Below are 26,264 nucleotides of genomic sequence, written 5' to 3'. Positions count from 1 at the left end.
TGCGGCTGTGACGGTTCTCGACGGTCTCCGCGGGGGTGCCCGCACGCTCGACCCCGGCTACTTCGCGCTCGTGATGGCGACCGGCATCGTGTCGATCGGCATGCACCTGCAGGGCCTGGTCACGGTGTCGGCCGCGTTACTGCTGGTGTCCGTCGCCGCCTACGCCGTCCTGCTGGTGTTGACCGGGTGGCGGCTCGTGCGGTTCCGCGGCGAGGTCCGCGCCGACCTCACCGACGCGAGCCGCGCGTTCGGGTTCTTCACGTTCGTCGCGGGTAGCAACGTGCTGGGGATCCGCCTGACCATGGACGGGTGGCATTCGACGGCGGCGGTCCTGCTCGTCGGCGCGGGCGCGACGTGGCTCGTGCTCGGCTACGTGATTCCCTGGACGGCGGTGCTCGGCACTCGCAGACGCCCGGTGATCGCCAAGGCCAACGGCAGCTGGTTCGTGTGGGTGGTCGCGGCCCAGTCGGTCGCGCTCGCCGCAGCCACCCTCGAGCCGATCTACGACGACCTGCGGCGTCCGCTGTCGCTGGTGGCCGTGTTCGCGTGGTCGGTCGGCCTGTTCCTCTACGCCGCGGCGGGCGTGTTCGTCGCGGCCCGGATGATGCAGTATCCGCTCCGGCCGGTGGACCTCACGCCGTCGTACTGGGTGTCGATGGGCGCCGCGGCGATCACCGTGGTGGCCGGCTCACGCATCGTGGCGATGGAGTCGGCCCCGATGGTCGACGCCACCCGTGGACTCGTCGCCGGGCTGGTGGTGGTGTTCTGGGCGTTCGCGACGTGGCTGCTGCCCGCCCTCGTCGCCGCCGGGTGGTGGCGGCACCGCACCCACCGCATCCGGCTGCGCTACGAGCCGGGCCTGTGGTCGGTGGTCTTCCCGCTCGGGATGTACGGCGTCGCCGGGGTCTACCTCGCCGAGGCCGACGAGTTGCCGTGGGTCGGGGTGGTAGGCAGGACGGAACTGTGGGCGGCCGTGACGGTGTGGGCGGCGGTGTTCGCGGCGATGCTCGTGCACCTGGGGCGCACGGTGCTGCGTCCGCGTCCGGCTACCGTGGGCCGGTGACGACCGAGGACCTCGACGACGATTCCGTGCACGGCGTGCTGCACCACCCGGCCGGTGTCCCGCGCGGCGCGGTGGCGCTGACCCACGGGGCCGGCGGCAACTGCGACGCGGCGATCCTGCGGCAGGTGTGCAACGCGTTCGCCGACGCCGGGTTCCTCGCGTTGCGGTTCGACCTGCCGTTCCGGCGCCGGCGGCCGAAGGGGCCGCCGCAGCCGTCGCGGGCGGCGGAGGACCGGGCCGGGATCGCGGCGGCGGCCGAATCGATGCGGGCCCGCGCGAGCGGCCCACTCGTGCTCGGCGGCGTCTCGTACGGCGGCCGGCAGACGTCGATACTTGCCGCCGAGCAGCCCGACGTCGCGGACGCGCTCGTACTGCTGTCCTACCCGCTGCACCCGCCGGGCAAGCCCGGGAAGGCCCGCACCGAGCACCTGCCGTCCCTGACGGTGCCGACGGTCTTCGCGCACGGCGACCGGGACCCGTTCGGCAGCCTGGACGAGATGCGCGCCGCGCTGACCTTGATTCCGGCGCCCGTCGTGCTGGTCCCGGTGACCGGCGCGGCGCACGACCTCGGCAAGGCGAAGACCGATCCGGCACCGCCGATCGTGCACGCCGTGTCCGGACTGCTCTCGGACACGGCGTCCCGGCCGTGACACCCGCGGCCGCGGGTGTCACGCGTCGGTGGCGTGGGCCCGGCCGGAGGGCGGCGACCGCTGCCCTCCAGCCGGGCCTGGTCTCGTGTAGATCCTCGACGACGGCGGCCGGGGCGGTCTGTCGCATCCTCCACGAGCCGACCCGCCGTTGTGGCCGGTGTCAGGCCGTCGGTTCGCCCCTCCAACCTCCGACGGGACGCGGAAGCCGGGGCTAGAGTCGATCAAGTCGGACGTGGGAGCAGGGGAGGTGGGCGGTGCCTACGTCTCGGTTGCGGACCAACGCGAGGACCCTGCCGATCATCCTGGCCCTGTCCCTCGCCTTCACGATCACGGTCGTCGACCCGCTGGTGCTGAGCCTGAATCTGCCGCAGGTGAGCCGGGCCCTCGACGTGCCACCGCAGGTCGTCGGATTGCTGGGCGGTATGGCGACGCTGGTGATGGCCGCAGCCGTCCTCGCCGCGGGCAACCTTGGCGACGCGTTCGGGCTTCGACGCTTGCTGAGGTCGGGACTGGTCGTCGTCACGGTCGCCAATCTGCTCTCCATGCTCTCGCCCAACTACGCTTTTCTGCTTGCGATGCGCGTGTTGGACGGATTGGGAATGACGGCGCTGCTCGGAGTGCCGCTGGCCCTGCTCAAGACGTCCGTGACGGACAAGCAGCGGCCGACGGCCATCGGCGTTTTCGTGGCCATCGAGATGGTTCTCTGCGGGGTACTCCCCGCGTTGACGGGCTGGGCGGTGGCGGCCGTCGGCTGGCGAGTTGTGTTCCTGGTCGCACCGCTGCTTGCCATGATCTCGCTTCTGCTGACGGCGAGGTACGTCCCGGAGGCGCCCGTTCAGCATCGCGCTCGGCTGGACGTGGCCGGCGTCATCCTGGTCGGTATGGCCCTCCTGGCACTCGTCATCGGACTGGCAGCCGCGCAGAACGGCGTCTTCCGGCCCGAGACATGGCTGCCGCTGGCCGTCAGCGTGGTCGCCGCCGTGCTTTTCGTTCGCCACGAACACCGCACCCCCGAACCGGCACTGGACCTGGCTCTGTTCGGAAGCCGGCCCTTCAGCGTGGCTCTGGCGGCGGCCTTTACGCTGAATTTTCTCATGGCAGGGCTCGGCATCGTCCTGGGGCAGTTCGGCAGTGTGGTGCTCGCGCTGTCACCGGAGACCATCGGCCTGTTGTTCCTCCCCGGCACACTGCTGATCGCCGGTTTCGTGGTCTTGTCCGGGAGCCTGGTGGGGAAGTTCTCGCCGAGACCGGTGATGGTCGTCGGCCTCCTGCTCATGGCAACCGGCGGACTGCTGATGGCGGGCACGGTCAACCCGGCAATGGCGCTGTGGTTGCTCGTGGCGGCCGTATGGCTGTACAACCTGGGCTCGATGGTGACCTCCACATCGGTGTCCGAGACGGTGCTCTCCCAGGCGCCGAGCGGGCAGTCCGGAACGGTGGCTTCCGTGCAGTTGGCCTTCGGGATGACCGGCTATGCGTTCGGGCCCACCGTGTACCTGCTGCTTCTCAACGTATTCTTCCAGCGAGAATGGCTGGCCGACACCGAGGCACGCGGGCTGACGGCGACCCAGGGCGAGCAGGCCGTGGATGCCGCGCGTAGCGCGGTGGCGCAGAGCCCCGGGGGCGCCGGGTACGACCCGAACTTGCTTCGGCAGGTGGGCGGTCTCGATCTCGGAGCGGACTTGGCCGACGCGGTGCGACTCACCATGCTGACTGTCAGCGCCCTGCCGATCGCTGTGGCGGTGGCGGCCCTTGTTCTCATGTCCCGCCGCAAGAGGCCGATCAGGACGGTACGCAGGTGACCACCAGCACGTCCCTACGTGCCGGCTTGCCGCGGTCGACCGCTCGGATCGGCGAAACACCGTGCCGGGTGCAACGGTCGTCGCCCAGGAGGAAGGTGCCGGGTTCGCGCAGGGTCGTCGTCAGAAGGCGATCGCCCTCCGGGCCGAACACCGAACTTTCGCCGCCGACGGCATTGTCGACGCCGATCAACAGGGAACTGACCAGCGTGACACCGTCGCGGTGCAAGCCCTCGGGCGTGGGCCGGCCCTCGTCATCCGCCGTTGCGACCACGCGGAACGGATGCACCCAGACCGTCCATTCGGGAGCTTCGTCGAGGACCGGCGCGATCCGGCCCACCAGCTTCACCGTGCGCTCGAACAGCGGATCTTCGAGGAACGCGGCTGTCAGCGGTTCGAAATGGCGGTCTCGTGCGAGGTAGAGAGCGTTGGAGTCGTCAGGCTGTACGAATTCACGGTGCGCCGTCGGCGCCAGCGCGCCGTCGGCCGCCCGGTACCGGAACCGGCCGTAGCGCCGCAGCCGGTGAACGCCCTGTTCTGCCGCGTACGGGTCGGGCGCAAGCTCCTCCCAATGCGCGGAGAACCGAACCCACGCATCGGCGTCGGCACCGATGGATCGCCACAGGTCTGCCGCCGACATCAAGAACGTGCCCACGGAGGCGAGTGCTCGCCGGGCGGCTTCGACCGGATCCGTGCCGGCCTCCGTACCTCCCGCGGCTTCTTCCCTCATCTGCTCAGAGGTAGCAAGGACGGTCCCGACGCGCAACCATCGCCGGTGCAGACGGATGAACGCAGCTGCCCACCGAAAAGGCGCCGAACGAAATCCATTGGGTCGAAGAGCGCGAACACCACCGTCGGCACGGCGAGTTGCCACGAAGCGGCCTCCGCCCGCCCGACGCAGCAGGCCCCGGTCAGGGAGTCTGCCGCGCCCGGCGTAACCGGTCGAGATCGTCCTGCACCCGTGCGCTCACGGCCACCGGATACGGCGACCCCGCCTCGTCGAGGGAACGAAGCGCCGGCGGAAGAGCGTCGATCTGCTGCCGTGCACGCCGTCGCGCCGCGTCGAGTCCGGCGTCGTACTGCGACAGCCGCCGGCCGCCCCGCATCACGGGCACCAGCAGCGGCTCACCCGGGAGGTTCTCGTCGGGCCGGCCGATGATGTCGCCTGTGAAGACGCCGTCGTCGACCCGGCGGTACACCTGTTTGCGCCCGGGAGGGAGGACCTTGCCGCTCGACAGCTTCGTCCGCCCGACGCCGGCGTACTCGACGAGCTTGTACGCCATGTCGAGCGTGGGCGCGTCCTGGGCGACGGAGAGCTGGGTGCCCACCCCGAAGCCGTCGATGGGACAGCCGTCGGCCAGCAGTGCCGCCACGCTGTACTCGTCGAGGCCCGACGAGGCGAAGATCCGGACGTCGTGCAGACCCGCCGCGTCGAGCCGGGCGCGCGCCGCCTTCGACAGCGCCCCGAGATCCCCGGAATCCAGCCGGACCGCCCGCACGTCGAACCGGTCGCCCAGTCGCTCGGCCAGTTCGACGACCAGGTCGACGCCGCGGAGTGTGTCGTAGGTGTCGACGAGCAACGTCGTGCCGGGATTGAGCCGGGCGAACGCCTCGAAGGCGTCGAACTCGTCGTCGAACGCCTGGACGAAGCTGTGGGCCATCGTGCCGAACGCGGGTATTCCGTATTCCTTGGCCGCGCGCAGGTTGGAGGTTCCCGCCGCACCCGCGAGGTAGCTGGTCCGGGCGACCTCGAGGGCGGCGTCGGTGCCGTGGGCCCGGCGCGCCCCGAAATCCACCACCAGCCGCCCGCGGGCGGCCTCGACCACCCGCGCGGCCTTGCTCGCGAGGACACACTGCAGGTGGATCCGGTTCAGAACGAAGGTCTCGACGAGCTGCGCCTCCAGGATCGGCGCGACGACCTGGACGATCGGCTCGTTCGGAAAGACGACGGTGCCCTCCGGCACGGCCCACACGTCGCCGGTGAAACGCACCCCGGCGAGCCGCGCGAGGAACTCGTCGGAGAACAGGCCGAGGCCGCGCAGGTACTGCAGGTCGTCCTCCTCGAACCGGAACGCCTCGAGGAAATCGAGCACGTCGGGCAGGCCGGCGGCCAGCACATAGGACCGTCCCGGCGGAAGCCTGCGGAAGAACGTCTCGAACACGGCCGTGTCCGACATTCCCAGAGCCAGATAGGCCTGCGCCATCGTGACCTCGTACAGGTCGGTGAACAGCGCGGCACCGCGCGGCGGAACTCCCATGGCAGCCGTCACCCGTCTCCGTCGAACCCGGCCCGTCCGGGCCCGTTCTCCATATGCGGATTCTCACACGCCGGCGACGGGCTGCGGCCGTGTTGCCCCCTTTTGCCGCGGTGCACGGACCGGCACTCGGGGCCGCGCGAGGAGTGCACCTATGCTGACGGGTGTGAGCGCTCCCGGTGACAACGGCACGATCGACGACACCGCCGACATCGACGGACTGCTCGCCGAGATCCGTGAACGGCTCACCGACACCGTTACCACCCCGGCGAGCATGCAGAGCCTGCTCGAGGCGGTGCTCGTCGTCGGGTCGGGCCTCGAACTCGACTCCATGCTGCAGCGCATCGTCTCCGCGGCCGTCGCGCTGCTCGGCGCCCGCTACGGTGCGCTCGGCGTGCGGGCGCCCGACGGCGGGCTGTCGGAGTTCGTGTATGTCGGCATCGACCCGGCCGAGCGCAGCCGCATGGGGCACCTGCCCGAGGGTCGGGGCCTGCTCGGCCTGCTCATCAACGACCCGCGGCCGGTGCGGATCGCGGACCTGTCGGAGCATCCCGCCTCGATCGGCTTCCCACCCGGCCACCCACCGATGAAGAGCTTCCTCGGCACGCCGATCATGGTGCGCGGCAGGGTTTTCGGAAGCATCTATCTCACCGAGAAGATCGACGGTCCCGCCTTCACCGAAGAGGACGAGGTGATCCTGAAGGTCCTCGCCACCTCCGCGGGCGTCGCGATCGACAACGCCCGCCTGTTCGAGGGGTCCCTCACCCGCGAACGCTGGCTCGAGGCGGTGGCCGCGATCAACTCACGGTTGCTGGTGGGCGGTTCCGTCGACGAGACCCTGGCGCTCCTGGTCGACCGGGTCCGGGACCTCGCCCACACCGTGGGCACCTACGTCCTGCTGGTCGACGGCACCGAGGGGACCGTCCGGGCCGCCGCCGCGCCCGACCCGCCGGCGACGGGCTCGCGTCTCGACCTCACCGATTCTCCTGCGCTGCAGGCGATCCGCACCAGGCGCACACTGATCACCGACAACCTCGAGGGGCTTCCGGCAGCCGGCGCGGGCCGCGCCGCGATCCTGCCGCTGTCCGCCACGTCGGGGGTCACCGGCGTACTGATCGCCACCCGGTCGGCCCGTTCCGATGCGTGGGACGACGCGGAGGTCACGCGCCTTAAGTCCATGGCCGACCTGGTCACGGTGGCACTCGAATTCGCGGCGCAACAACGCAAGAAGCGGCTGCTCGACGTGCTCGCCGACCGGGACCGGATCGCACAGGATCTGCACGACAACGTGATCCAGCGCCTCTTCGCCACCGGGATGAGCCTGCAGAGCACCCTGGTGCCCGGCACCGATCCGGACCGGGTCGCGGACATCGTCCAGCACGCCGTCGAGCAGCTCGACCGCACGGTCCGCGAGATCCGCACCACCATCTTCGATCTGCACACCACCGGCGCCGCGGCGTCGACCAGCCTGCGGCGGCGGCTGCTGGATGTGGTCGGCGACCTGACCACTCAGTCCCCCGTGGCGCCGAACGTCCAATTCGCCGGCGCCATCGACACTCTCGTACCCGCACGCATCCATCCGCATGCCGAGGCGGTGCTGCGGGAGGGACTGAGCAACGCGCTGCGCCACTCGCAGTCGGAGAAGATCTCCGTATCCGTCACCGCGGGCGACGAGTTCACGATCGAGATCGTCGACGACGGCATCGGGCTGCCGGACACCCCGCGCCGCAGCGGCCTCGCGAACCTCGAGCGGCGCGCCCAGCAGTGCGGCGGCCGCTGCAGCACCGGACCCGGCGACAGGGGCGGGACGCGCGTGCTGTGGCAGGTCCCCCTGTGACCCGGGGTCCCCGTCAGACCTCGCGCTGCTTGCGCAGCTCGGTGGCGAGCACCGCGGCCTGCGTGCGGCGCTGCATCCCGAGCTTGGCCAGCAGCCGCGAGACGTAGTTCTTGATCGTCTTCTCCGCCAGGAACAGCCGCTCGGCGATCTCCCGGTTGGTCAGGCCCTCCCCGATCAGCTCGAACACGGCCCGCTCCTGCTCCGACAGCTCGGCGAGCGGGTCCGCCGTGCGGGACGCGCGGATGCGTTCCATGAGCGCGGCCGTCGCCCGGCTGTCGAGCAGCGAGCCGCCGGCCGCGACGGTCCGGATCGCCGAGACCAGGTCGGTGCCGAGGATCTGCTTGAGGACGAATCCGGACGCGCCCGCCATGATCGCGTCGAACAGGGCCTCGTCGTCGGCGTAGGAGGTGAGCATGAGCGCGCGCAGCTCCGGCATGCGGGCCCGCAGCTCGCGGCACAGTTCGACGCCGTTGCCGTCGGGCAGGCGCACGTCGAGCACCGCGACTTCGGCTCCGCTGCCCGGGATGCGGGCCAGCGCCTCACCGACCGACGCGGCCTCCCCGACAACCGTGAAGTCGGGCACGCTGTCGAGCAGGTCGACCAACCCGCGCCGCACGATCTCATGGTCGTCGACGAGAAATACCCGAGGCATCGTCCCTCACCTTTCCTGACACCGGCATTGCGGTGACCATCGTCTCAGCTCGCTCGCGCGCCGCCGACCCCGGGCCGTTCGACGGCAGTTTCGGGACCTTCGGCACATGCGCCCGGTGCAGCCCGCGGGCGATGCTCGGACAGTCATCCTCGATGAGCCGTGCGAGGTGACCGACCAGGACGAGGAGGCTGCGATGTCCACGGTGCCCGACACCTGGTCCACGAGCGACACCGAGGTGATCGCGCGTGCCGTGATCGAGGCCCCCTCGATCCACGACACTCAGCCGTGGAGCCTGCGCCTCCCGGCCCGCACGGCCGAACTCGAGGAGCGGGTCGAGTTCGCCGCCCCCGGCCAGGACCCCCTGCGCCCGGATCGGCTGATCTCGTGCGGAGCCGCCGTCGCCAACCTCGAACTCGGCATCCGGGTGCTCGGCTGGAGCACCCGGACCCTGCTGCTGCCCGAGCCGGAGCGGCCCGAGCTGATCGCACGGATCGAGGCAGCGGCGCCGGCCACTCCTTCGAGCACCGACCTGGGGTTCTTCGCCGCCATCTCGCACCGGCGCAGCCACCGCGAGTCGTTCGCCCGGATCCCGGTGCCGGCGACCACCATCGCCGACGTGATGGCCGCCGCCGACCTCCCCGGGGTCCAGGTTCGCCTGCTGGCGTCGGACGAGGCCCCGGCGCTCGCCGACATGCTCACCTACTCGGCCGACGCGATGCGCCGCAATCCGTACTACCAGCGCGAGATGTTCCGGTGGACGTCGCACTGGCACCCCGAGGGCAACGCCGAGGTGGTGACCGACTGGGGCGCCGATCTCGACGCCGGCGGCCCCGCCGGGCGCGCGCTGATCACCACCGGCGTGCCGGACACCACCGAACTCGCGGCGGCCATCGACCGGGAGACCGTGCTGGTGTTCTCGGTGCACTCCGGCGATCCGATCGACCTGGTCCGGGTGGGCATCGCCTCCGAGCGGGCGTGGCTGGCGGCGGTCGACGCCCGGTTGTCGGCGTCCGTACTCACCTATCCACTGCGCGTGGAGGATTCGGCTGACCGGCTCGCCGAGCGGATGGACATCGACGGCCTGCCGCAACTGATCATGCGCATCGGGTTCTGACCCGACCGAACCGACCGCCGGGCGCCGCAGGGGGGCGCCCGGGGTCCCACCAGAGAGGGAATACATCACTGTGACCAGGGAACTCACGGATCTCGAACTGCTCCGAGAGCTCGAGCCGATCGCCGAGGACAACGTCCACCGCCACCTGGCGATGGCGAAGGACTGGCATCCGCACGACTACGTTCCGTGGGACGCGGGCCGCAACTTCGCCGCCCTCGGCGGCATCGACTGGGACCCCGACCAGTCCGCGCTGTCCGAAACCGCGCAGGCAGCGATGATCACCAATCTGCTCACCGAGGACAACCTGCCCTCCTACCACCGCGAGATCGCCGAGCACTTCAGCCTCGACGGCGCCTGGGGCACGTGGGTGGGCCGCTGGACGGCCGAGGAGAACAAGCACTCCGTCGTCATGCGGGACTACCTGGTGGTCACCCGCGGTGTGGACCCCGTCGCGCTCGAGAACGCACGCATGGCGCACATGACCACCGGATTCGACCCGGGCTCGACGTCGATGCTCGAGTCCGTGTCGTACGTGACCTTCCAGGAACTGGCGACCCGGGTCTCGCACCGCAACACCGGTAAGGCCTGCGGGGATCCGATCGCGGACCGCATGCTCGCCCGCGTCGCCGCGGACGAGAACCTGCACATGATGTTCTATCGCAACATCGTCGAGGGCGCCCTCGACATCGCCCCCGACCAGGCGCTCGCCGCGATCATGAGCGTGCTGACCCGCTTTCGGATGCCGGGCGCGTCGATGGCGAACTTCCGGCGCAACGCCGTGCTGATCGCCAAGGGCGGCATCTACGACCTGCGGCAGCATCTCGACGACGTGGTGCTGCCGGTGCTCCGCAAGTGGCGCGTGTTCGACCGCACCGACTTCGGCGGCCGCGGCGAGCAGCTGCGCGAGGACCTCGACGCCTTCCTCACCGACCTGCAGACGAAGGCCGAGCGGTTCGAGGAAGCCCGGGACCGGGCGCTGGCCCGTCAGGCCCGGCGCGACGAACACGCAGGGGCGAGCGCATGACCAGCGTGCGCGAGCCCGGATCCCGGGAGGACCGCGACACCGGGTCGGCAGAGCTGTTCGGCTCGGTGCTCGACATGGCCCGCGCCGCGAAGCGGGGCGACGTGTCCGGATGGCTGACCGTCAAGAGCGGCACGCACCGCCCGGAGGACGTCGCCTTCCTCAGTTCGCAGATGCTCGGCGTGCTGATCGAGAACGACGCCGTCCGTCGCGGGGTGCATCCCGCCGACGTGTGGAGCGAGCTGCGCCGGCGCGGCCTCGACGACTTCGGCTGACCACGCGGCGACCCGGAACCACCCGGCGACGATGCCCGGCACCCGCTCAGGGTGCCGGGCATCGAGCGTCCGGGTACGTTCCCGGCGGTCGCGCGCTGCGATGCTTCCCGCACGCGTAGGGACGCGCGCGGGAAGCACCCTGCCGCGCAAACACATGCGGCGCAGGCCGCGACGGGACGGCTACTTCTCACCGTCCGGCCGGACGATCAGCACGGGGCAGTCGGCCGTCTGCATCAGCGCGTTGCTGGTCGATCCGAGCAGCAGGCCCTTGAAGCCGCCGCGGCCGCGGGAGCCCACGACGATCAGCTGGGCGCGTTCGGCGTACTCGCTCAGCACCCGCACCGGCCGGTCCCGCGCGACGACGCGCTCGACGACGACGTCCGGGTAGCGCTCCTGGAACCCGGCGAGGTTCTCGGCGAGCACGACCTCCTCCCCCGTCTGGATCCTGCTCCACTGCGGATCCTCGGGCACCGCGCCCAGGGACGGCTGCACGCTCACGTCGCTCCACACGTTCACCGCGACGAGCGTCGCCTTGCGGGCGGCCGCCTCGGCGAACGCCACCTCGACGGCGCGCACGGAGGCCTCGGAACCGTCGACGCCGACCACGACCGGGCCGTCGGAGGGCGGTGCCCCGTCGAGGGTGCGGCCGCGCACGATCGCGACCGGGCAGTGGGCGTGCGAGGCGAGACCGAGGGTGACGGAGCCGACGAGCAGCCCCTTCACCTCCCCGAGCCCGCGCGAGCCGAGCACGATGGTGTCGGCACGGTTCGAGAGGTCGACGAGGGTGGGGACGACCTTGCCCTCGATCTGCTCCGTGGTGATCTCGACCGGGCCCTGCTCGTCGGCGATGCGCTTGGCGAGCACCTTGGCACTGTCGAGCCGCGCCCGCGCCGTCTCCTTCATCTCCTCGTGGAAGCTCTCCGCGAGGTAGGGCTCGGAGTAGTAGAACGCGGGGATGTGCACGACGGTGACGATGTGCAGCGGCAGCGCGCGGGCCGCGGCAGCGCGGGCCGCCCAGATCACCGCGGTCGCCGCCGCGTCGGATCCGTCGACCGCGACGACGATCGGTTGGGTTTCGGTCATGAAAATCCCCTCTGTCGGCGGGCCGGTGGGCCCGGGTTCTCACATCGGCGCGGGTGTCAGTTGCAGATCTCCCGCAGCTGTTCGATCAGTCGGACCCGGCCGGCGGTGTTCTCCGCGATCGGGTTGACGTTGAGGGTGGTGACGCCGGCTTCGGCGAACGCGGCGACGCGTTCCCGGACGTAACTCTCGGGCCCGATGAGCGAGACCGCCCGCACCAGGTCGTCGGGCACCGCGGCGGCGGCCTCCTCCTTCCGGCCTGCGAGGTACAGGTCCTGGATGGTCTCCGCCTCCTTCGCGTACCCGTAGCGGACGGCGAGGTCGTTGTAGAAGTTCTTGCCCTTCGCCCCCATGCCGCCGATGTACAGCGCGAGGTGCGGGCGTACGAAGTCGAGCAGGAAGTCGACGTCGTCGCCGATCGCGAGCGCCGCGCCGACGTAGACCTGCAGGTCCCCGAGCGCGGGATCGCGCTTGGCCTTGCCGCGCGCGAGGGACTCGCCCCACACGTCGGCGGCCTTCTCGGGATAGAAGAAGATCGGTTCCCAGCCCTCGGCGATCTCGGCGGTCATCTCGACGTTCTTGGGGCCGATCGCGGCGATCAGGACGGGGATGCGTTCGCGCACCGGGTGATTGATCAGCTTGAGCGGCTTGCCGAGTCCGGTGCCCTTCTCCGGCGGCAGCGGGATCTGGTAGTACTTGCCCTGGTACTCGACCTTCTCCCGGCGCCACACCTGGCGGCAGATGTCGACGAGTTCACGGGTCCGGCCGAGCGGCGCGTCGTATTTGACGCCGTGGAATCCCTCGATGACCTGCGGGCCGGACGCACCGATACCCAGGACGAAGCGGCCGTCGGAGACGTAGTCGAGACCTGCGGCGGTCATCGCCGTCAGGCTCGGCGTGCGGGTGTAGATCTGGAAGATGCCCGAGGCCAGCTCGAGTCGTTCGGTCTTGGCCGCGAGGTAGCCGAGCTGACTGACCGCGTCGAACGAGTACGCCTCCGGTACGAAGACGATGTCGAGGCCGGCCCGTTCGAGATCGGCCACCTCCGCCGCCGTCTCGGCGAATCCGCCGCTGTAGTTCAATCCCATCCCGATGCGCATCCGCATACCCCGTGATTCGTTGGTGCGTGGTCCTGCCGGGCACGCTCGTACCCGTGTGCCAGGTACCCTACCGCCGGGGTGTGGCGCGACCTTCAGGACTCGTCGGGGCGCACCACCATGACGGGGCACTGCGCGTCGCGGATCAGCGAGTTGCTGGTGGAGCCGAGCAGCATGCCGGTGAAGCCGCCGCGGCCGCGGCTGCCGAGCACCAGCAGCTGCGCCTTCTCCGACCAGGCCAGCAGGTGGGCGCGCGGCCCGTCGACGTACACCTCGCGACGCACGTTCACGTCGGGGTAGCGGTCGTGGAACCCGGCGAGGCGCTCGGCGAGCAGGGCCTGCTCGGATTCCGCGAACGCGTTCGGATCGATCGAAACCTCCACGGCCTCGTCGAAGGTGCCCCGCCGCATGTCGCTCCACACGTGCACCGCGACGAGGTCGACGCCGCGCAGGCCGGCCTCCTCGAACGCCGCGCGGACGGCCTTCTCGCTGAGGGGGCTGCCGTCGACCCCGACGACGACGGGCCGGGTGTCGGGCAGGGTCTCCGGAGCCTTGCCGCGGACGACGACGACCGGGCAGCGACCGTGGCTGGCGACGGACACCGGGGTGGAGCCGAGCAGTGCCTCGCCCACCCGGCCGGTGCCGGAGGAGCCGAGCACGAGCATCCGCGCGCGGGCGGACAGGTCGATGAGCCAGCGCGCGCTGCCGGTGGCGGCGAGCCGGGTGGTGATCTCGAGTGCCGGCGCGACGGTGCGGGCGACCTCCTCGGCGCGCTGCAGCAGCGTCTTGCCCTCGTCCTCGACCCATTCGAAGACCTGTGCGGTCTGGATGAACGGCGCCCCGCTGTAGCCGCTGGGGGCGAAGTCGAGAGCGTGCACGATGTGCAGCGGCAGCCCGCGGTCGGCGGCCGTCGCGGCGGCCCACCGGACGGCGTCGTCGGAGGCCGGGGATCCGTCGATCCCGACCACCACGGTGTTCGAGCGCACCGCCTCGTCGTGCGTGGGCTCGTGGTGCGCCTTGCTGCCTGGGAACTTCACGTCGGTCACCGCTCTCGTCGCAGGGATCGTCCTCGGGGTCGAGGTTAATCCGCTCCCCTGGGGGCAGGAATGGTCTTTGGTCCCTCTCCGGGAAGTCCGGAGCCACTGGCCCGGTAGCGGGGATGCGGCCACAATCGTAGGCAGAGGAGGCGCATCATGTCCGGTGGACCGATCCGCATGGCGGGGCCCGCGGCCCACAAGGTCCGCGCGGCGGACGTGATGAGCACGCCGGTGCTGGCCGTGACGGTCGACGCCACCCTGGAGCGGGCCGGGGAGGTGCTGGCCCGCAACGGCTTCACCACCCTCCCGGTGGTCGACGAGCACGGCCGGCTCTGCGGACTGATCACCGAGGAGGCGCTGGCGGGGGCGCATCTGGCGCGCCTGTCGATGTACGCAGACCTGCCGCTCGTCACCGCGATCCGCCGGCCGCTGACGGTGCGGGCGGTGGCGTTGCCGCCGGTGGCCCTCGACGCGGACGCCGAGCTGTTCGACATCGCGCGGGCGATGCTGCAGATGCGGCTGCGGTCCGTGCCGGTGGTGCGCGACGGCAGGCCGATCGGAATCGTCAGCTGGCGCAATATCCTTCCCGTGCTCGAACGCTGACGCACGGAAGCGATCTACGTCACATTAAATTGTCATTTCAGATACCAATTATCTAGTCTCAGGTCATGCAACTCACCCAGTTCACCGATCTCGGACTGAGAGTTGTCATGTACCTGGCGGCCGCCGCGCCCGACAGCTCCCCCAGCACCAAGCGCGTCGCCGAGCAGCTGCAGCTGTCGTACGCACACACCACCAAGGTGGTCGCACGATTGAGCGAACTCGGCGTCGTCACGACCCGCCGCGGCCGCGGCGGCGGACTGACCATCACCGAGCTCGGCCGGGGCGCGTCCGTCGGATGGCTCACCCGGCAACTCGAAGGCGACGGCGAGGTCGTCGCCTGCGAGGGCGACAAACCGTGCCCGCTGCGGGAAGGATGCAGCCTCCGCGGCGCACTGCGCCGAGCCCAGGAGTCCTTCTACGCGGCGCTCGACTCCGTCACCGTCGCCGATCTCACCCGGGCCCCCACCCGCACCGTCCTGCTCGATCTCACCCGCCCCGCCGTCTGACCGCACGGTTCCACAGCCCGGAACCGGCCCAGCCCTACCCGAAACGGAGTTCACGATGCCGCTCTCAGCCGAGTCCAAGGAAGTTGTCCGCGCCACCCTCCCCGCCGTGGGTGCCGCCATCGGCGACATCACCCCGCTGTTCTACAAGAAGATGTTCGCCGCGCACCCCGAACTCGAGCGCGACCTGTTCAACCGCGGCAACCAGAAGCAGGGCGAACAGCAGAAGGCCCTGGCCGGCTCCATCGCCGCCTTCGCGACCCTGCAGCTCGATCCCGACCCGGCCCGGGTCGAGGCGATCCTGTCCCGCATCGCGCACAAGCACGCCTCCCTCGGCATCAAGCCCGACGAGTACTGGATCGTCCACAAGCACCTGTTCGAGGCGATCGTGGAGGTCCTCGGCGAGGCCGTCACCCCCGAGGTCGCCGCGGCCTGGGACGAGCTGTACTGGCTGATGGCCAACACGCTCATCAAGCTCGAGGACGACCTGTACAAGGCCGCGGGCGTCGCGCCGGGCGACGTGTGGCGCACCGTCCGGGTCGCCGAGCGCCGGCACCAGTCCGCCGACACCGTCTCGTTCGTCCTGACCTCGCTCGACGGCGCCCCGCTGCCCGCTTTCCGTCCGGGACAGTACCTTTCGGTGGGCGTGAAGCTGCCCGACGGGGCCCGCCAGATCCGCCAGTACAGCCTGACCAACGCGCCGGCCCAGGGCGACTGGCGCATCACCGTCAAGCGGATCGTGGCGACCACCACCCCCGACGGCACCGCCGCGCCGGCCGGTGAAGTTTCGAACTTCCTGTACGACAACGTCTTCGAGGGTGACGAGCTGCAGGTCACCACCCCGTTCGGCGACCTGGTGCTGCCCGACGACGGCGCCCCGCTGCTGCTGGCCTCCGCCGGCATCGGCTGCACCCCGATGATCGGCATGCTCGCGCACCTCGCGGAAACCGGTGACGAGCGCAAGGTTTCGGTGCTGCACGCCGACCGCTCCGTCGCCAACCACGCGCACCGGCACGAGCTGGCCACCCTCGTCGAGCGCATCCCGTCCGCCGAGGTGCACCGGTGGTACGAGGACCTCGGCGCCCGCGAGCCGCTCGAGACCGTGCGCGTGGGCCGGGCCGACGTGTCGGACCTGCCGCTCGACCCGAACACCAAGGCGTACCTGTGCGGTCCGCTGCCGTTCATGCTCTCGCTGCGCGAGGCCCTCATCGAGCGCAACGTGCCCGCCGAGAACATCCACTACGAGGTGTTCGGTCCCGACAGCTGGGCCCCGAACGCCTGAGTCGCCTCCGACCGTGCCCCGGCCCCCGCGGCCGGGGCACGGTCGTCTCCACGATCCGGCGCTAGGCTCGCTCGCATGGACGATGCTCCGGCCCCCGCCGGCGCGGGCCGCACCCGCCGGGCCGGCCGGATCGGACTGCTCGTGCTGCTCCTCGTCGGGCTCGCGGCCACGCTGCGGACCCCGGCGGCACCCGCACCGGCCGACGCTCCCCCCACCGCGTTCAGCGCCGTCCGCGCGACGACCCACGTCGAGGCGGTGGCCGCGCGGCCGCGCACCCCGGGTTCGGCCGGCCATGCCGCGACCTGGGAGTACCTGGTCCGTATCCTCGACGACCTCGGCTGGTCCGTCCGCGTCGACGACGGCGTCGGCTGGTCGGCCACCGCCGTGCAGGGCACCCAGCGGGGCGGCCGGGTCGCGAACGTCGTCGCCACCCTGCCCGGCACCGACCCCACCGGCACCGTCGTGCTCGCCGCGCACTACGACACCGTCGCCGGCTCCCCCGGCGCGGGCGACGACGGGATCGGGATCGCCACGGTGCTCGAGGCGGCCCGCGCCCTGACCGCCGGCCCCCGTCCCCGGAACGACGTCACGGTGCTCGTGACCGACGGCGAGGAACGCGGCCTGCTCGGCGCCGAGGAGTACACGCGGCGGCAACCGGCCGACGCGAGGCCGACGGTGGTGCTCAACCACGAGGCCCGCGGCAACGGCGGGATCCCCGTCACCTTCCGGATCTCCTCCCCCAACGCGGGTCTCGTGGGTGTGCTGTCCGGCGTGCCCGGCACGACCGCGGACTCGTTCACCCAGACGGCGTTCGAGTTGCTGCCCAACGACACCGACTTCCGCCGCCTCACCGAGGCCGGCATGCACGCCGCGGACACCGCGATCGCCGGCGGCGGCGCCTACTATCACAGTCCCCTCGACACCCCGGACCGGCTCGACACCGCGTCGCTGCAGCGCATGGGAGAAACCACCCTTGCTGCGGCACAGCGGTTCTCGTCCGCCGACCTGGCAGTGCTCGGCTCGGGGGGCGACGACGTCGTCGTCACGCTGCCCTGGGGGCCGGTGCACTACCCGCGCCCGCTCGAGATCGCCCTGACCGCGCTGCTCGCCGCCGTCACCGGCGCCCTCGCGGCCCGGCGGATCCGGGACGGTGCCGCCTCGGCGGGCCGTCTCGCGGCGTCGGGCGGGATCTCGATCGCCGTGGCGGCCGCGGCGGCGGGTGCGGCGTTCGTGCCGTGGTGGCTCGCGCTGCGGATCGCTCCCGGTCAGGCCTCGGCGGTCCTGCGCGAGCCGTACCTGCCGGTGCCCCATCAGGTCGCCGCGGCGACCGCGGCCGTCGCCGTCCTGCTCGCGGCGTATCCGCCGGTGCGCCGCCGTGTCGGCCCTGCCGCGTTCGCGACGGGCGCGCTGCTCGCCGTGACGGTCACCGCCCTGGCCGCGCTGCCCTTCCTCGGCGTCGCGACCGTCCTGGTGCTGCCGGCGCTGCCCGCGGCGATCGCCGCGCTCGTCGTGGACCTGCTGCCCACCGATCGGCGCGGGTGGCGGACGCCGGTGACGCTGGCCGGGACAGTTCCGGCGGTCGTGGTGCTCGTGCCCGCCGCGGTGGCGTCGTTCGACGCCGGTCTGCTCACCGGAGCGCCGCTCGCGGGGGTGTTCGTCGCGGTGCTGTTCGCGCTGGCGCTGCCGCTCGTCGACGCCGCCGGCGCGCCGTCGCAGCTGCGGCTCGCCGCGATCGCCGCCGCGGGGGTCGTGCTCGTGGCCGCGCCGGTCGGCGGCTGGGTCAACCGCGACGGCGCCACCCCGCCGCGGCAGGAACAACTGCTCTACGCGCTGAACGCGGACACCGGTGCCGCCGTGTGGGCGTCGCCGCGCGCCCCCGCCTCGGCTTGGAGCCGCGCCCTGCTGCCCGAGGAGCCGGCCACGCTGCCGGACGCGTTCCCGTGGCGCAGCGAGACCAGGTTCGCCCACGGGCCCGCGCCGGTCGCGCCGCTGCCCGCGCCCGGTCTCGCCGTCGTCGCGGACGTCACCGACGGCGACGAACGGACGCTGACCCTGCGGCTGACGTCGCCGCGCGGGGCGCCGACGATCGGGCTGTGGGTGGACGGGACGTCCGCGGCGGTGCGGGAGGCGGTGGTGGCCGGGCGGAGCGCCGCGCCGGCCGCGCCGTTCGGGTTCCTGTTCTCCGGGACCCCGGCCGAGGGCATCGAGGTGCGGCTGACCGTCGCCCCGCGCGACGGCGCGGTGGTACTGCACGTCGCCGACGTCACCGACGACCTCACCGTCGTCCCGGGATACACCGCTCCGGACGACCGGGCCGTGGTCACCCCCGCGGTCGCGGTGACCCGCACCGTCCGGTTGTGATCATGCCGTGCCGAGCGGCCACTCGTGAACGGGCTTGCCGCCCAGCATGTTCCGGATGTAGTCACGCATCATTCCGTGCAGGGCGGTGCGCCGGTCGGCGCCGGCGTCCTCCCGTTCGACGACCTGCGCCCGCTGCCACGCCGCCCCGGTCTGCCGGTTCAGGCACCGGCCTTCGATGATGCCCAGGTACCGGTCCCGCGCCTGCTGCGACAGTCCGAAGGCGGTCAGGCCCGCGTCCGCCATGGGCAGCAGCCGGCGCAGCACGAGTTCGTCGGCGCCCACCCAGCCCAGGCCGGGCCAGTACAGCCGCGCGTCGAGGCCGTACTTGGCCCCGATCCCGAGGTTCTCGCGGGCCGCGTCGAAGCTCATGAACCGGCACAGCGGCACGTCGGCGTCGACGAGGGCGCGCAGCGCCCCGTAGTAGAACGCGGCGTTGGCCATGATGTCGAGCACCGTCGGGCCCGCCGGCAGCACCCGGTTCTCGAGCCGCAGGTGCGGGTGCTCGTCGGCGACGTCGTAGACGGGCCGGTTCCAGCGGTAGATGGTGCCGTTGTGCATCTGCAGCTCGCGCAGCCGCGGAGTCCGGCCGGCATCGAACTCGGCGATCGGATCGACGTCGGACACCTCGGGCAGCAGCGCCGGGAAGTACCGCGAGTTCTCCTCGAACAGGTCGGTCACCGAGTCGATCCAGCGCTCGCCGAACCACACCCGCGGCCGCACCCCCTGATTCTTCAGCTCCTGGGTGCGGGTGTCGGTGGCCTGCGCGAACAGCGGGATCCGGCTCTCGTGCCACAGCGCTTTGCCGGCGAGGAACGGGGAGTTCGCGGCGAGCGCCACCTGCACTCCGGCCAGGCACTGAGCGGCGTTCCAGTGGTCGGCGAAGTCCTCCGGGGCCACCCGCAGGTGCAGTTGCAGCGACGTGCAGGCCGCCTCCGGCACGACCGAGTTGGCGTCGGCCCGCAGCTGTTCGGCGTCGTCGCGGCCGGGGAGGGGCACGCCGTCGAGATCGAGCTCGATGTCCTCCCCGCGTGCGGCGAAGATCTGCTCGTTGAGGGCTTCGTAGCGCGGGTTGGCGGTGATGCGCTCCCGGTCGAGGTGGGCGAGCTCGAGCGTGGGCAGCATGCCGATCATGACGAGCTGGGCGTCCTGCCGGTGCATCCGCGTGTCGGCGCGGCGCAGCGACTCGCGCAGGGTGTTCTCGATGTGGAGGGTGGCGTCACCGGTGAACGGCCCGGGGTCGACGTTCATCTCGACGTTGAACTGGCCCAGCTCGGTCTGGAACACGGCGTGATCGTCGATCGCCTGCAGGACCTCGAGGTTGCACATGGCCGGTTCCATGTCGTCCTGGACGAGGTTGAACTCGATCTCCATGCCGAGCAGCGGCTCCGGCCGTTCGCGCGCGTCGGTGAAGGCGCCGTCGCGCAGCATCCGGTCCAGGGCGGCGAGGCAGGCCTGCACCTTGGTGCGGAACTCGCGCCGGTCGGCGCGGGTGAAGGAGCGAGCCTTGATCTGCGTGCCCATGGAGCCGTGTCCCTCTCCCCCGCTAGGTGATGATTCGTCAGCCTAGCGGCCGAGCGACCGCAGTTGGGGGCGAGCGTCAGACGGCGCGGTAGCTGCCCCAGTCGGCGACGACGCCGCGGGTGCTGAGCCAGGCGTTGGGGTCGGTCTTGCCGCCGGCCTGGTCCCACACCTCGAAGTGCAGGTGCGGGCCGGTGGACCAGCCGCGGTTGCCGACGGTGGCGATCTGCTGACCGGCGGTCACCCGCTGACCGGCACTGACCTGGTAGGTGTCGACGTGGCCGTAGACGGCGGTGGTGCCGTCGTCGTTGAGGACGCGCACCCACTGGCCGTAGCCGGAGGCGGCGCCCGCGTCGAGGACGGTGCCGTCGGCGGCGGACTTGATCGGCGTGCCGATCGGGGCGGCGATGTCGATGCCGCCGTGGTGGCTGCCCCAGCGGGGGCCGAAGTCCGAGGTGAGCGTGCCCGAGACGGGCTGCACGGTGGCAGGCTTGGCGGGGTTGAGGTTGTTCAGCCAGCCCTGGCCCGCGGCGAACTGGTCGACCAGGGTGTCGAGCTCCGGCGGCAGGGCGGGAGCGGCGGCGTGCTCGTGGCCGTGCTCGTCGGCCGGGGCGGGCGCACCGGGCAGCTGCGGGAGCTCGAAGCCCTCGGGCAGCAGGCCCTGCGGCACCTCGAACGGCAGGGTGCCGGTCTGGGCGGGGGCGGGCGCGGCACTGGCCGTGCCGGCGGCGAGCTGGGCACCCACGGCGAAGAAGGCACCGGTGGCGGCGGCCACGGTGGCGGCCTTCACGGGTGCCGACGGACCGGTGGGCTCGACGCGGTGCCGGCCGCGGCCGGAGGACGCACCGGACAGATCCATCTCGAAGGTGGTCGCCTCGTCGCCTGCCCGCTGGTGCCGTCCCACAGTTGCTACCTCATCCGTCGTCCGTTGCGCGCCGGGTGTGCCCCGGCCGTTTCTGGCGACTCAAAGTAACAAAACGATATAGGGCAGCGCCAGCGTTACGTTTCGGACACTTCTGCGGTGGGTACCGACGGCGACCCGGCGGCAGCCCGGCCGGATGCAGCCCTGCCCCACCCGCGTGAACTGCGGAAACACCCTCCTGGTGCGCGCGGGCGGGGTTGGGACGTCCGCCGGGGCCGGCGGCTCCCGGCGCCGCCTCGCGCGCATACAGAACCGCGAGGAGACGACGGCGGTTATGTGATTGTGATCACAGCGGAGCGCCCGGCGCGTCAGCCGATGTACGCGATGGGCGCCTCGGGGATGTAGTCGACGCACGAGAGCAACGGGGTGGGCGACGGGCTGAGGTAGCCGGTGTCGAATGCCTGGATGCGCTGCTCGGCGGTGCCGTGGGTGCGCTCCGGCCCCTTGTCCTCCCCCACCGCGGCGAACGCCCGGCCCAGCGACGCCAGGGCGGTCTGCTCGACCGTGACGCCGAGGTCGCGTTCGGAGTACGCGACGAAGGCGCCCGATCCACAGTCGGCCTGGTTCTCGTAGGGGATGGCACTGTTGGGTTCGGCCGGGTCGGGCTCCGGCAGTGCCAGCATCGTCTGGAAGTGATGCGTCACCTCGTGGCTCAGCACCGCGGCAATGGCGATCTCCCCGTAGCCGTTCACGAGGTCCATCGCCGCCTTCTCGCCGATGTAGAGGCTGCGGTCGGCCGCGCAGTACATCAGCGAGTTCTCGTCGTAGGCGCAGCCGGGCGCCGCCTCCCCCGACTTCCCCGCCGCCACCGAGTAGTAGGCGGCGGGATGCGGCATGTCCTGGTACGTGGCATCGATCCACGACTCGATCGACGGAAGGAAGCACTGCACATACGGTCCCATCGCGTCCGTCGTGTACTGCCCGGTGCTCCCGGCGGCGAACGGACACTCCGCTGTGGGCGAAAGCTGTTGCAGGGCAGACTCGTCCTCCGCGGCGGCCGGAGCGACGGCACCCAGGGCGGGCACCACGGCGGCGACGGCCACGGCGGCGAAGCGGATCGTGCGCGAGATCGAGCGAGGCATGAGTACTCCCGGGGACGAGGATTCGGCGTGCGGATCCACCCTCCGGCACGCCACCGCCGCACTCCAGGGCTCTTCGGGCTGCACACCGCACCCCGAGGGGGACGGTTCCCCACCCCCGGGGTCACTGGCCGCACCTCCGGCCGAATGTCACCGGCCGCAGGTCACCTGCCGCACCTCCGGCCGAATGTCACATGCGTTCGGTTGGATTGACGGCGTGTGACATTCGGGTGCACGACCGGGCGGGAACGGCGATCGCCCTCACGGGCGCCGCGATCTACGGGTCGAGCTTCCGCACCCCGGCCCCTGCTGTCCGCCTCGCACGCCTCCGACCAGGCCTGGACCGTCACGTGGATCGCCGTCGGCGCGGCGGCGGCGCTCGCCGTGCCGCTGGTTCCGCGACCGTTTCACACCGGCGCCGCGATCCCGGCTACACTCACACCGCGCATCGAATCGGCACCGCCGGTCCACCGCGCGCCGCCCTCGTAGCTCAGGGGATAGAGCACGGCTCTCCTAAAGCCGGTGTCGCAGGTTCGAATCCTGCCGGGGGCACAAGAGACCGCTGGTCGAGCTCACCCGCAGCCGCTCTCTACGGACCGCCACTCGCGGGAAGCGGGCGAACCAGCGCGATGCCCCTGCTCCAGCCGCTCGATCAGTCCGCCTGCACGCCAGGGGCGATGTCCAGCCGTAGATACGACTCGACGCCGAACAGTCGGTGCATCCTCCTCGATGCCGACGACACATGCGGTTCCGCCTCCGCCGCCGGCACGATCACGGGAGCGACGGCGTCGTAGCGCACGCCCTCGCGCTCAAGGACGCAGCCCCCGCCCGCCAGAACGTTGCGGCACCAGTCGACGTCGGTGCCGTAGGGCAGATGGATGAAAAACGACTGTCCGGATCGTTCCGCCCACACCGGGGTCACGTATGGCCATCCGGATGTGCGACCCACGTGATGCACCGCTGTGACCGTCTTCCCTCCCCTCTTCAAGATCACCGGGTTGAGGACGACCTTGTTGTACCGGCGCAGGGCAGTCAATGCCGGCTTCCAGCGCGAGCGCCACACGACGACACGGATCACCGTGAAGACCGTGTCGACAACGAGCACGACGCCGCCGAACACCCACTCCGCCAGTCGCCGGAGCGTTGCCTTTTCGGTCACGGGTCCGCCCTCTCGCTCAGGAGGAATCTCGACCCGGATCGCTGCGTGGCGGCGAGCGGTCCACGGCACCCGGCCCGTCCTCGGAGTTCGCCCACCGGAGGAACCTCGCCGCGAGGTCGGCACGGATCTCTGCGAGAAAATCGCCGTCCCGGGCGTGATCCAACTGCTCGACAGTGTCCAGTTCAGCCCGTACCGTCGCGGCCTCGTCGCCCCGAAGGCTCGCGATCCACCGTTCCACCGGGCCGGGCGGTGCGGGAACCGGACGGGGTACCACCACGTACTTCTCGAATACGTTCCGGAACCGCTCCCAGCATTGCTGTTCCTGCTGCAGAAGGAACCACGGCCATTCGACGATCCGGCCCTGGAGGCACACCTTCTTCGAGGGACCGTACTCGAGCGGATTCCACTGCGGCGGACGCGTGAACACGACCTGCAGGTCCACACAGTCCTGATCGCTGCCGGGCGTGCTCATCAGCGAAATGGTGTGCAGGTTCCTACCGTCTCCGGGACACCGGTATCGGATCGTCGGCGCTCCTTGGCACGGCGCATAGTAGCCTGCCGGCGATATCGCCGCGCCGTTCACGATCCAGCCGACGGACAGGTCGTCCTGGCCGTGCTCGAAGGACATCAGCACGGTTTCGGAAAAATCGACCCGACGCCCCACCCAGACACCGCGACGACAGAGCGACGGCGTCTTCGTGTAGTCCTCGATCACGAAATGCCGCCCGGCTTCCGAACGTTCCCGGGACTTCTCGACGAGCGGGTAGGTCATCGTTCCCCCTCTCGGCTGCCTCGACTCAACGGTAGATCGAGGAGCGGACCGGGGAGGCGGTTTCGCCCTGCGGGATGAGGCCCTCTCAGCGACGGGTCGGCTGGACAGCGGATCGCTGCCTGCTCATTCCGCGTCTCCGCGCTCCGCGTGTGCGGCCTGCTCCGCGGCCACGGCCGCGGCGACGTGCGCTTCGGCGGCCGTCTTGTCCACGCCGAGACCGGTGAGGACGCCGTTTCCGTCCTCGTATTCGAGGAGGGCGAGGAGGATGTGCTCGGTGCCGATGTAGTTGTGCCCGAGACGAAGTGCCTGCCGGAACGTCAGCTCCAGGGCCTTGCGCGCACGCGCGTCGTAGGGGATCAGGTCGGGCACGTCCCCGGCCGCCGGCGGGAGCTTCTCCACCACGGCGCGACGGACCGCGTCCGGCGAGACGTCCTGCGCGACGAGCGCGCGGACCGCGAGGGCGTCGGGCTCGCTCAGCAGACCGAGGACGAGATGTTCGCAGGTGATCTCGGCGTTGCCGGCCGCCCGGGCCTCGTTCTGTGATGCCATGACGACGTTACGGGCGCGTTCGGTGAATCGGCTGAATCCTTGTTCGGGATCGAGATCGGCAGAACCCTTGGGCACGAAGCGCTTCTGGGCCGCCTGCTTGGAGACGCCCATGCTGCGCCCGATGTCGGTCCAGGACGCGCCGGAGCGACGGGCCTGGTCGACGAAGTGGCCGATCAGATGGTCGGCGACCTCCCCGAGATGCTCGGCGGCGAGGACCGCGTCGGTCAGTTGTTCCAGGGCGTCGGTATGCACCTTCTTGATGGCATCGATGAGGTCGTCGAGCCGGACGGGATTGCTCATGGGTACCGGGTTCGTCATTCGTCAACCATAGGTTGACGCACTCATGGTCGTCAATGCCCGGTTGACGATCGATCCGGTGCACCTCGCCGGCACCGCGAGGCGGGTACTGTCGTCGCATGGACCCCGACGTCCGCGCTGGTCACCGGGCCGATCGCCGCCCGCGGCGCGAGCCGATGATCGCGCCCAGCCTGGCCTCGGGCGACCTGGCGCGCCTGGCCGACGAGGCGCGGGCCGTGGCCGGTGGATCCGATCGGGGCGCGGACTGGCTGCACGTCGACGTGATGGACGGACACTTCGTCCCCAACATCACCTTCGGGGTGCCGGTCGTGCGGTCCCTCGCCCGGCACACCCCGCTGCCGCTCGACTGCCACCTGATGATCGAGGATCCCGACCGGTGGGCGGTCGACTACGCGGAGGCGGGCGCGCACAACGTCTCCGTGCACGTCGAGGCCGTCCGCGACCCGGTCGCTCTCGCCGGCCGCCTGCGCGACGCCGGCGCCCGCGCCGGTCTCGCGCTCGCGCCGCAGATCCCGCTCGAGCCGCACATCGGCACGCTCGCGCACTTCGACACGCTCCTGGTGATGAGCGTGCCTCCGGGATTCAACGGCCAACGGTTCATCCCCGAGATGCTCGACAAGGTGCGCGCGGCGCGACGCCTGGTCGACGCGGGGGAACTCGACGTGCTCATCGAGGTCGACGGCGGGGTGAACCTCGACACCATCGGGGCTGCCGCGGCGGCCGGCGCCGACTGCTTCGTGGCCGGCACGGCCGTCTACGGCACGGACGACCCGGCCCGCGCCGTGCGCCTGCTGCGCGAGAAGGCCCGGGCGGCGTACGGGAGACCGTGACGAGCGGGAGACAGGACGAACGGGCGACAGGACGAACACGGGAACAGGCGCCGAGAGACATCTCGGCGCCCGTTCTCGAGTGACGGCTCAGCTCCCCAGCGCGTCGATCGCTGCCTGCAACCGCCGGGCGGCCTCGTCGGCGACGGGCTGCAGCCCGGGATCCTCGGCCACCTGCACCATCAGTTGCGGGTTCATGGCCTCGACGTGCACCAGGCCGGCGTCCTCCGGATCGCGCCGGACGACGACGTTGCACGGCAACAGCAGCCCGATCTGCCGATTGACCGATACGGCCTGGTGTGCGAGCGGCGGGTTGCACGCCCCGAGGATGACGTACGGCTCCATGTCGACGTCGATCTTGGTCTTCAGGGTGGCCTGCATGTCGATCTCGGTGAGCACCCCGAAGCCCTGGTCCTTCAGCGCCTTGCGGGTGCGCTCGACGGTGTCGCCGAGCGGGGCGCGCAGCGTGGTGGCGAGAGCGAGTGTCATGC

The 26,264-nt window shown here is 71.2% G+C and carries 25 protein-coding genes and 1 tRNA gene; 13 read left to right on the top strand and 13 right to left on the bottom strand.

The genetic code is table 11. The annotated features are described in order from the left end of the window. The first annotated feature begins 7 nt into the window (after positions 1–7). The 3 genes from HFP48_RS07430 to HFP48_RS07420 all read left to right on the top strand — a co-directional run bounded on the left by HFP48_RS07430 (position 8) and on the right by HFP48_RS07420 (position 3,515). The gene (locus HFP48_RS07430; RefSeq protein ID WP_050034743.1) at positions 8–1,063 is read left to right on the top strand and encodes a tellurite resistance/C4-dicarboxylate transporter family protein; all 1,056 of its coding nucleotides are present in this window, start codon (positions 8–10) and stop codon (positions 1,061–1,063) included. Beyond that, positions 1,060–1,713: an alpha/beta family hydrolase gene (locus HFP48_RS07425; RefSeq protein ID WP_050034742.1), complete on the top strand. Its 654-nt coding sequence runs from the start codon at positions 1,060–1,062 to the stop codon at positions 1,711–1,713. The genes HFP48_RS07430 and HFP48_RS07425 overlap by 4 nt, the downstream gene beginning before the upstream one ends. A 269-nt stretch (positions 1,714–1,982) precedes the next feature. Continuing rightward, positions 1,983–3,515, top strand: coding sequence for an MFS transporter (locus HFP48_RS07420; protein ID WP_168579292.1), 1,533 nt, complete (start codon positions 1,983–1,985; stop codon positions 3,513–3,515). On the opposite strand, the gene HFP48_RS07415 is transcribed toward HFP48_RS07420, so the two are convergent. After that, positions 3,496–4,242, bottom strand: a complete 747-nt coding sequence (locus HFP48_RS07415) for a 2OG-Fe dioxygenase family protein (protein WP_168580538.1) — start codon at positions 4,240–4,242, stop codon at positions 3,496–3,498. The two genes, HFP48_RS07420 and HFP48_RS07415, sit on opposite strands and share 20 nt — an antisense overlap. Before the next feature lie 181 nt (positions 4,243–4,423). Next, positions 4,424–5,770 (bottom strand): nicotinate phosphoribosyltransferase, encoded by a 1,347-nt coding sequence (locus tag HFP48_RS07410; RefSeq protein WP_050034740.1) that lies wholly within the window; start codon positions 5,768–5,770, stop codon positions 4,424–4,426. A gap of 151 nt (positions 5,771–5,921) precedes the next feature. Between HFP48_RS07410 and HFP48_RS07405 the strand changes: the two genes are divergently transcribed. After that, on the top strand, positions 5,922–7,604 hold the full coding sequence (locus tag HFP48_RS07405) for a GAF domain-containing protein (RefSeq protein ID WP_050034739.1): 1,683 nt from the start codon (positions 5,922–5,924) through the stop codon (positions 7,602–7,604). 13 nt (positions 7,605–7,617) lie between these two features. Here HFP48_RS07405 and HFP48_RS07400 read toward each other — a convergent pair whose 3' ends face one another. Then, positions 7,618–8,256: a response regulator transcription factor gene (locus HFP48_RS07400; RefSeq protein ID WP_029541947.1), complete on the bottom strand. Its 639-nt coding sequence runs from the start codon at positions 8,254–8,256 to the stop codon at positions 7,618–7,620. A gap of 193 nt (positions 8,257–8,449) precedes the next feature. On the opposite strand from HFP48_RS07400, the gene HFP48_RS07395 reads away from it, so the two are divergent. The 3 genes from HFP48_RS07395 to HFP48_RS07385 all read left to right on the top strand — a co-directional run bounded on the left by HFP48_RS07395 (position 8,450) and on the right by HFP48_RS07385 (position 10,666). Beyond that, complete coding sequence (locus HFP48_RS07395) at positions 8,450–9,370, top strand: nitroreductase family protein (protein WP_050036289.1); 921 nt, start codon at positions 8,450–8,452, stop codon at positions 9,368–9,370. Between the two features lie 70 nt (positions 9,371–9,440). After that, positions 9,441–10,394, top strand: coding sequence for an acyl-ACP desaturase (locus tag HFP48_RS07390; RefSeq protein WP_043797719.1), 954 nt, complete (start codon positions 9,441–9,443; stop codon positions 10,392–10,394). Then, complete coding sequence (locus HFP48_RS07385; RefSeq protein WP_006933270.1) at positions 10,391–10,666, top strand: hypothetical protein; 276 nt, start codon at positions 10,391–10,393, stop codon at positions 10,664–10,666. The genes HFP48_RS07390 and HFP48_RS07385 overlap by 4 nt, the downstream gene beginning before the upstream one ends. A gap of 180 nt (positions 10,667–10,846) precedes the next feature. On the opposite strand, the gene HFP48_RS07380 is transcribed toward HFP48_RS07385, so the two are convergent. The 3 genes from HFP48_RS07380 to HFP48_RS07370 form a co-directional block, all read right to left on the bottom strand. Continuing rightward, positions 10,847–11,749, bottom strand: coding sequence for a universal stress protein (locus HFP48_RS07380; RefSeq protein ID WP_006933272.1), 903 nt, complete (start codon positions 11,747–11,749; stop codon positions 10,847–10,849). 56 nt (positions 11,750–11,805) lie between these two features. After that, entirely contained in the window at positions 11,806–12,846 is a 1,041-nt protein-coding gene (locus HFP48_RS07375) for an LLM class F420-dependent oxidoreductase (RefSeq protein ID WP_029541944.1), read from the bottom strand. Between the two features lie 92 nt (positions 12,847–12,938). Continuing rightward, on the bottom strand, positions 12,939–13,889 hold the full coding sequence (locus HFP48_RS07370) for a universal stress protein (protein WP_029541943.1): 951 nt from the start codon (positions 13,887–13,889) through the stop codon (positions 12,939–12,941). Positions 13,890–14,036: 147 nt separating this feature from the next. On the opposite strand from HFP48_RS07370, the gene HFP48_RS07365 reads away from it, so the two are divergent. From HFP48_RS07365 to HFP48_RS07350, 4 genes are all read left to right on the top strand, one after another. Continuing rightward, complete coding sequence (locus HFP48_RS07365; protein WP_006933276.1) at positions 14,037–14,483, top strand: CBS domain-containing protein; 447 nt, start codon at positions 14,037–14,039, stop codon at positions 14,481–14,483. A gap of 65 nt (positions 14,484–14,548) precedes the next feature. Then, positions 14,549–14,989, top strand: a complete 441-nt coding sequence (locus HFP48_RS07360) for an Rrf2 family transcriptional regulator (RefSeq protein ID WP_006933279.1) — start codon at positions 14,549–14,551, stop codon at positions 14,987–14,989. A gap of 55 nt (positions 14,990–15,044) precedes the next feature. Continuing rightward, complete coding sequence (locus tag HFP48_RS07355; protein ID WP_161997030.1) at positions 15,045–16,268, top strand: globin domain-containing protein; 1,224 nt, start codon at positions 15,045–15,047, stop codon at positions 16,266–16,268. 75 nt (positions 16,269–16,343) lie between these two features. After that, entirely contained in the window at positions 16,344–18,629 is a 2,286-nt protein-coding gene (locus HFP48_RS07350; protein ID WP_168579291.1) for a M28 family peptidase, read from the top strand. On the opposite strand, the gene HFP48_RS07345 is transcribed toward HFP48_RS07350, so the two are convergent. The 3 genes from HFP48_RS07345 to HFP48_RS07335 all read right to left on the bottom strand — a co-directional run bounded on the left by HFP48_RS07345 (position 18,630) and on the right by HFP48_RS07335 (position 22,151). After that, on the bottom strand, positions 18,630–20,150 hold the full coding sequence (locus tag HFP48_RS07345; protein ID WP_168579290.1) for a glutamate-cysteine ligase family protein: 1,521 nt from the start codon (positions 20,148–20,150) through the stop codon (positions 18,630–18,632). Positions 20,151–20,226: 76 nt separating this feature from the next. Beyond that, positions 20,227–21,051 carry a M23 family metallopeptidase gene (locus tag HFP48_RS07340; RefSeq protein WP_029541940.1) on the bottom strand — a complete coding sequence of 275 codons (825 nt, stop codon included), beginning with the start codon at positions 21,049–21,051 and terminating at the stop codon, positions 20,227–20,229. A gap of 326 nt (positions 21,052–21,377) precedes the next feature. Next, positions 21,378–22,151 carry a neutral zinc metallopeptidase gene (locus tag HFP48_RS07335; RefSeq protein WP_168579289.1) on the bottom strand — a complete coding sequence of 258 codons (774 nt, stop codon included), beginning with the start codon at positions 22,149–22,151 and terminating at the stop codon, positions 21,378–21,380. 476 nt (positions 22,152–22,627) lie between these two features. Here HFP48_RS07335 and HFP48_RS07330 point away from each other — a divergent pair. Then, positions 22,628–22,700 (top strand) — tRNA-Arg (locus HFP48_RS07330). A 100-nt stretch (positions 22,701–22,800) separates the two neighbouring features. Here the strand turns inward: HFP48_RS07330 and HFP48_RS07325 are convergent. The 3 genes from HFP48_RS07325 to HFP48_RS07315 all read right to left on the bottom strand — a co-directional run bounded on the left by HFP48_RS07325 (position 22,801) and on the right by HFP48_RS07315 (position 24,946). Further along, a complete protein-coding gene (locus tag HFP48_RS07325; protein ID WP_246872525.1) occupies positions 22,801–23,376 on the bottom strand; it encodes a nitroreductase family deazaflavin-dependent oxidoreductase in 576 nt (191 codons plus the stop codon). Then, positions 23,324–24,079: a hypothetical protein gene (locus HFP48_RS07320; RefSeq protein ID WP_043797739.1), complete on the bottom strand. Its 756-nt coding sequence runs from the start codon at positions 24,077–24,079 to the stop codon at positions 23,324–23,326. The genes HFP48_RS07325 and HFP48_RS07320 overlap by 53 nt, the downstream gene beginning before the upstream one ends. Before the next feature lie 123 nt (positions 24,080–24,202). Further along, positions 24,203–24,946: a Clp protease N-terminal domain-containing protein gene (locus HFP48_RS07315; protein WP_029541936.1), complete on the bottom strand. Its 744-nt coding sequence runs from the start codon at positions 24,944–24,946 to the stop codon at positions 24,203–24,205. Positions 24,947–25,044: 98 nt separating this feature from the next. Here HFP48_RS07315 and rpe point away from each other — a divergent pair, with 98 nt between their 5' ends. Next, positions 25,045–25,776 carry a ribulose-phosphate 3-epimerase gene (rpe, locus tag HFP48_RS07310; protein ID WP_029541935.1) on the top strand — a complete coding sequence of 244 codons (732 nt, stop codon included), beginning with the start codon at positions 25,045–25,047 and terminating at the stop codon, positions 25,774–25,776. An 87-nt stretch (positions 25,777–25,863) separates the two neighbouring features. Here rpe and HFP48_RS07305 read toward each other — a convergent pair whose 3' ends face one another. Then, on the bottom strand, positions 25,864–26,262 hold the full coding sequence (locus HFP48_RS07305; RefSeq protein ID WP_029541934.1) for a DUF302 domain-containing protein: 399 nt from the start codon (positions 26,260–26,262) through the stop codon (positions 25,864–25,866). Between the last annotated feature and the right edge of the window lie 2 nt (positions 26,263–26,264).

Source organism: Rhodococcus sp. DMU1 (assembly GCF_012272955.1).
Lineage (GTDB): Bacteria > Actinomycetota > Actinomycetes > Mycobacteriales > Mycobacteriaceae > Rhodococcus > Rhodococcus aetherivorans.
The sequence above is the reverse complement of the archived record's forward strand: the minus strand, read 5'-3'. Positions and strand labels throughout refer to the sequence as shown.

Coding starts and splice junctions, on each gene's coding strand:
- HFP48_RS07415 (WP_168580538.1), bottom strand. CDS start 4,242: ATGAGGGAAGAAGCCGCGGGAGGTACGGAGGCCGGCACGGATCCGGTC.
- HFP48_RS07410 (WP_050034740.1), bottom strand. CDS start 5,770: ATGGGAGTTCCGCCGCGCGGTGCCGCGCTGTTCACCGACCTGTACGAG.
- HFP48_RS07405 (WP_050034739.1), top strand. CDS start 5,922: ATGCTGACGGGTGTGAGCGCTCCCGGTGACAACGGCACGATCGACGAC.
- HFP48_RS07400 (WP_029541947.1), bottom strand. CDS start 8,256: ATGCCTCGGGTATTTCTCGTCGACGACCATGAGATCGTGCGGCGCGGG.
- HFP48_RS07395 (WP_050036289.1), top strand. CDS start 8,450: ATGTCCACGGTGCCCGACACCTGGTCCACGAGCGACACCGAGGTGATC.
- HFP48_RS07385 (WP_006933270.1), top strand. CDS start 10,391: ATGACCAGCGTGCGCGAGCCCGGATCCCGGGAGGACCGCGACACCGGG.
- HFP48_RS07380 (WP_006933272.1), bottom strand. CDS start 11,749: ATGACCGAAACCCAACCGATCGTCGTCGCGGTCGACGGATCCGACGCG.
- HFP48_RS07375 (WP_029541944.1), bottom strand. CDS start 12,846: ATGCGCATCGGGATGGGATTGAACTACAGCGGCGGATTCGCCGAGACG.
- HFP48_RS07365 (WP_006933276.1), top strand. CDS start 14,037: ATGTCCGGTGGACCGATCCGCATGGCGGGGCCCGCGGCCCACAAGGTC.
- HFP48_RS07360 (WP_006933279.1), top strand. CDS start 14,549: ATGCAACTCACCCAGTTCACCGATCTCGGACTGAGAGTTGTCATGTAC.
- HFP48_RS07355 (WP_161997030.1), top strand. CDS start 15,045: ATGCCGCTCTCAGCCGAGTCCAAGGAAGTTGTCCGCGCCACCCTCCCC.
- HFP48_RS07350 (WP_168579291.1), top strand. CDS start 16,344: ATGGACGATGCTCCGGCCCCCGCCGGCGCGGGCCGCACCCGCCGGGCC.
- HFP48_RS07345 (WP_168579290.1), bottom strand. CDS start 20,150: ATGGGCACGCAGATCAAGGCTCGCTCCTTCACCCGCGCCGACCGGCGC.
- HFP48_RS07335 (WP_168579289.1), bottom strand. CDS start 22,151: ATGCCTCGCTCGATCTCGCGCACGATCCGCTTCGCCGCCGTGGCCGTC.
- HFP48_RS07320 (WP_043797739.1), bottom strand. CDS start 24,079: ATGACCTACCCGCTCGTCGAGAAGTCCCGGGAACGTTCGGAAGCCGGG.
- HFP48_RS07315 (WP_029541936.1), bottom strand. CDS start 24,946: ATGACGAACCCGGTACCCATGAGCAATCCCGTCCGGCTCGACGACCTC.
- rpe (WP_029541935.1), top strand. CDS start 25,045: ATGGACCCCGACGTCCGCGCTGGTCACCGGGCCGATCGCCGCCCGCGG.
- HFP48_RS07305 (WP_029541934.1), bottom strand. CDS start 26,262: ATGACACTCGCTCTCGCCACCACGCTGCGCGCCCCGCTCGGCGACACC.